At 65.8% G+C, this 3,974-nt stretch carries 5 protein-coding genes; 4 read left to right on the top strand and 1 reads right to left on the bottom strand.

The window, feature by feature from the left end; translation table 11 throughout:
* The 4 genes from ACE3SN_RS16340 to ACE3SN_RS16325 form a co-directional block, all read left to right on the top strand.
* On the top strand, window positions 1-684 hold a 684-nt coding region (locus ACE3SN_RS16340), incomplete at its 5' end, for an S-methyl-5'-thioadenosine phosphorylase (RefSeq protein WP_374531830.1).
* Complete coding sequence (maiA, locus tag ACE3SN_RS16335; RefSeq protein ID WP_374531828.1) at window positions 681-1,313, top strand: maleylacetoacetate isomerase; 633 nt, start codon at window positions 681-683, stop codon at window positions 1,311-1,313. The genes ACE3SN_RS16340 and maiA, both read left to right, overlap by 4 nt.
* A 77-nt stretch (window positions 1,314-1,390) precedes the next feature.
* The gene (locus ACE3SN_RS16330; RefSeq protein WP_374531826.1) at window positions 1,391-1,837 is read left to right on the top strand and encodes a MarR family winged helix-turn-helix transcriptional regulator; all 447 of its coding nucleotides are present in this window, start codon (window positions 1,391-1,393) and stop codon (window positions 1,835-1,837) included.
* A 7-nt stretch (window positions 1,838-1,844) separates the two neighbouring features.
* Window positions 1,845-2,852: a fumarylacetoacetate hydrolase family protein gene (locus ACE3SN_RS16325; RefSeq protein ID WP_374531824.1), complete on the top strand. Its 1,008-nt coding sequence runs from the start codon at window positions 1,845-1,847 to the stop codon at window positions 2,850-2,852.
* 65 nt (window positions 2,853-2,917) lie between these two features.
* Here ACE3SN_RS16325 and ACE3SN_RS16320 read toward each other — a convergent pair whose 3' ends face one another.
* Window positions 2,918-3,931, bottom strand: coding sequence for a type II secretion system F family protein (locus tag ACE3SN_RS16320; protein WP_374531822.1), 1,014 nt, complete (start codon window positions 3,929-3,931; stop codon window positions 2,918-2,920).
* Window positions 3,932-3,974: the final 43 nt, after the last annotated feature.

Below are 3,974 nucleotides of genomic sequence, written 5' to 3'. Positions count from 1 at the left end.
GTCAACTTTCGCGCCAACATCGATGCGCTCAAGCGCTGCGGCGTGACCGACGTAATCGCGCTTTCGGCAATCGGATCGCTCAATTCCGCGATGGCGCCGGGACACTTTGTCGCGGTTGATCAGTTCATCGACCGCACGACCTCGCGGCAGGGCAGCTTCTTCGGTCCCGGCTTGGTGGCGCATGTCTCGATGGCCGATCCGGTCTGTCCGCGCCTTCACGCCGGGTTGATCGGCGCCGCGCGCGGCGAGGATGCGTTCATCCACGACAGCGGCACCTATATCGCCATCGAAGGTCCGCAGTTTTCCACCCGCGCGGAGAGCAAGCTCTACCAGTCATGGGGTGCCGACGTGATCGGGATGACCGCATTGCCCGAGGCGCGCCTGGCGCGAGAGGCGGAACTACCCTATGCCCTGCTGGCGATGGTCACCGACTATGACAGCTGGCGCGAAAGCGAGGCCGGGGTCGAGGCTGACGCGGTGATCGACGTGATGCACCGCAATGTCGCCCTGGCCCACCGCGTGGTGCGCCGCTTCGCCGCGATGCTGCCGGCCCGGCGCAGTGCCAGCCCGATCGATTTCGCGCTCGACCACGCGGTGATGACCGCGCCCGCTGCGCGCGATCCGGTACTGATCGCGAAACTGCACGCCGTGGCGGGGCGGGTGATTGGTCCGGGCCGGACGTGAGCGGCGACATCGTCCTGTACGATTATTGGCGCTCGTCGGCGGCCTATCGGGTGCGGATTGCGTTGAACCTCAAGGGGCTGGCCTATCGCAGCGAAAGCGTGGACCTGACCAGCGGGGCCCAGCGCGGCAGCGATTACCTGGCGCGCAATCCGCAAGGGCTGGTTCCCGCGCTGGCGATCGACGGCCACATGCTCACGCAGAGCCTGGCGATTATCGAATACCTTGACCAGACCCGGCCCGAGCCGCGCCTGCTGCCGCTCGATCCGGCATTGTGCGCCCAGGCCAGGGCGCGGGCGCAGGTCGTGGCGGCCGACATTCACCCGATTGCCAACCTGCGCGTGCTTAATGTGCTGCGCGGCGAGTTCAGGGCGGACGAAGCGGCGGTGCAGGACTGGATCCACCGCTGGATTTCCGCCGGCTTTGCCGCGCTTGAGGCGCAGGCTCCGCAAACCGGTCTGCTTGGGGGCGCAGCGCCAGATTTGTCCGACGTCTGCCTGGTGCCGCAGATGTACAATGCCCGGCGTTTTGCCCTGCCGCTTGCCCCTTTCCCGCAGTTGGTGCGGATCGATGCGGCCTTGCGCGAACTGCCCGCCTTTGCCGCTGCCGCGCCCGAGGCGGTACAAAAATGAACAATCGAATCCGGTAAGGCGTTGCGCGCCGCGCGGCTTGGCCCTAGCAAACTGGTTACAAGAGGAACCTGATTGCAATGCCAGGCACGAAGACCCGTCTCGCCGATTTCCTGCCCTACCTGTTGTCGGTCACCTCCAATGCCGTCAGCGACCGGATCGCCGATGAATACCGGGCGCGCTTCGGCCTCAAGATTCCCGAATGGCGCGTGATGGCGGTCCTGGGGGACTCTGGCTCACGCACGCAGCGCGAACTCGTCGGCGCGACGCAGATGGACAAGGTGGCCGTCAATCGCGCCTGCAAGGTGCTGGAAGATCGCGGCCTGATCACCCGCAGCCCCAATTCGCGCGACGGGCGCTCGCACCATCTTGAGCTGACCTCTGCCGGCCACTCGGTTCATGCCGAGATCATGCCGCTGGCGCTCTCGATGGAAGCGCGCCTCTTTGCGGCGCTTTCCCCTGCCGAACTTGCCACCTTCAAAGCCCTGCTTGCCCGCATTGCGGAGCAGGCCGCCAAGCGAAAGTGATTTGCCGATGAAACTTGCCTCTTTGCCGCATGGCCGCGACGGCCGCCTTTGCATCGTTTCGTCGGACCTCGCCTGGTATACGCCCGCCGACCATCTCGTGCCGACCCTTCAGGCGGCGCTCGATGACTGGGACGCGCATGAGCCGCTGCTGCGCGCGCTGGCGACCGAGCTGGAACACGGCGCGATCCCGCGCGAACGCTTTCACGAACGGGCCGCCGCCGCGCCGCTGCCGCGCGCCTATCAGTGGGCCGATGGATCGGCCTACGTCAATCACGTCGAACTGGTCCGCAAGGCGCGCGGGGCGGAGCTGCCCGACAGCTTCTGGCATGATCCGCTGATGTACCAGGGCGGCAGCGACGACTTGCGCGGCGCGCGCGCGCCGATAACCCTCGCGGACGAAAGCTGGGGCTGCGACATGGAGGCTGAAATCTGCGTCGTGACCGGGGACGTTGCGCAAGGCGCGAGCGCCGAAGAAGCACTGGCTGCCGTCCGGCTGATCGGGCTCGTCAACGACGTATCGCTGCGCGGCCTGATCCCGGGCGAACTCGCCAAGGGCTTCGGCTTCGTCCAGTCCAAACCCGCGACCCATTTCTCGCCGGTGTTCGTGACGCCCGACGAGCTGGGCGCGGCGTGGAGCGGGGGGCGGCTATCGGGCGTGCTTCGCGTCGACCTTAACGGGCAGGCTTTTGGCCGCGCCGAGGCGGGTGAGGAGTGTACCTTCGATTTCGGCACCTTGATCGCGCATCTGGCGAAGACCCGGCAGATCGGCGCGGGTTCGATCGTCGGTTCGGGTACCGTTTCCAACCGTGACGCCGATGGTTCGCCGGGGCGGCCGTGCAGCGCGGGCGGGCGCGGTTATTCCTGCATCGCCGAGCAGCGCATGGTCGAGACGATCGAGGGCGGCAAGCCGGTAACGCCATTCCTGCGCTATGGCGACGTGGTGCGGATCGAAATGGTCGACGCCAAGGGGCACACGATCTTTGGCGCGATCGAAAGCGAAGTCGTCCCCGCCTGACCCAAACGCAAGGCGCCCCCGGAACAAGGGTTCCAGGGGCGCCAGGTTGTTACGGTTTGTTCCGCTTAGCCAGTCGGCTGGCCGGGCTTGGCCGCGAAGGCATCGGCGATCGAGCAGGCCGCGGGGCCAAGGATCACGATGAACAGCACCGGGAGGATGAACAGGATCAGCGGCACGGTCATGATCGCGGGCAGACGGGCGGCTTTTTCTTCGGCGCGCATCATGCGTTCGTTGCGGAATTCGGCCGAGAGCACGCGCAGCGCCGAGGCAAGCGGCGTACCATAGCGTTCGGTCTGGACCATGGTCGTGGTCACGCCCTTCACCGCTTCGAGGTTGACGCGGTAGGCCAGGTTTTCAAAGGCCTGCCGGCGTTCGGACAGGAACGACAGCTCGATCGCGGTCAGGGCAAACTCGTCACCCAGTTCCGGATAGGCGCGGCCAAGTTCGCGCGCCACGCGGTTGAACGCGGCGTCGACGGTCAGACCGGCTTCGGCGCAAATCACCAGCAGGTCGAGCGCGTCCGGCAGACCCTTGCGGATCGCGTCGGTGCGCTTGGAAATCAGGTTCGAGATGTAGATTTCCGGGCCCTTGTAGCCCGCGCCAACGGCGGCGGCAAAGGCCATCAGGCGCTTCATCCCGCCCCAGTCGGGGAAGTAGTTGATGCCATAGACCATGAAGCCCACGATCCCGCCAAGCACCACCGGCAGCACCATGCGCGCGAAGATCACCGCAACGCCCAGTTCCTTCTTGCGGATCCCGGCCTGGGCCAGCTTCTGCTGGATGGTTTCGAGCTGGCTCTGCTGCAGCACCTTGAGGCTGGCGAGCGTGTCGCGCATCTTCTCGGTGGTCTCGTTCTTGCGAACGAGTTTTGCGCGCTTCTTGGCGGTGTGGGTAACGATCCCGGCCTTGAGCTGCTCGCGCCGCTCGTTGAGCGCCTTGACGCGCTTTTGCATGGGATCGCGGATCGTCACGGCCGTATAGATCGCGAACATCACGGCCATCGCCGCAAGTCCGGCAAGGATCGAGCCGACCCAGAGGACGTCGATGCCGAGGAGAGTAGGTCCGGGCGGGGTATTCATGATTTAGGTCTCCGTCCCTCGCTCAGATTTCGAAACTGACCAT

This window comes from Novosphingobium sp., assembly GCF_041915465.1.
GTDB lineage: Bacteria > Pseudomonadota > Alphaproteobacteria > Sphingomonadales > Sphingomonadaceae > Novosphingobium.
This window is presented reverse-complemented; position numbering and strand designations above follow the sequence as displayed.

Bases quoted from the DNA above. Each gene is read 5' to 3' on its own strand.
- ACE3SN_RS16330 (WP_374531826.1), top strand. From the start codon at position 1,391: ATGCCAGGCACGAAGACCCGTCTCGCCGATTTCCTGCCCTACCTGTTG.
- ACE3SN_RS16320 (WP_374531822.1), bottom strand. From the start codon at position 3,931: ATGAATACCCCGCCCGGACCTACTCTCCTCGGCATCGACGTCCTCTGG.
- ACE3SN_RS16325 (WP_374531824.1), top strand. From the start codon at position 1,845: ATGAAACTTGCCTCTTTGCCGCATGGCCGCGACGGCCGCCTTTGCATC.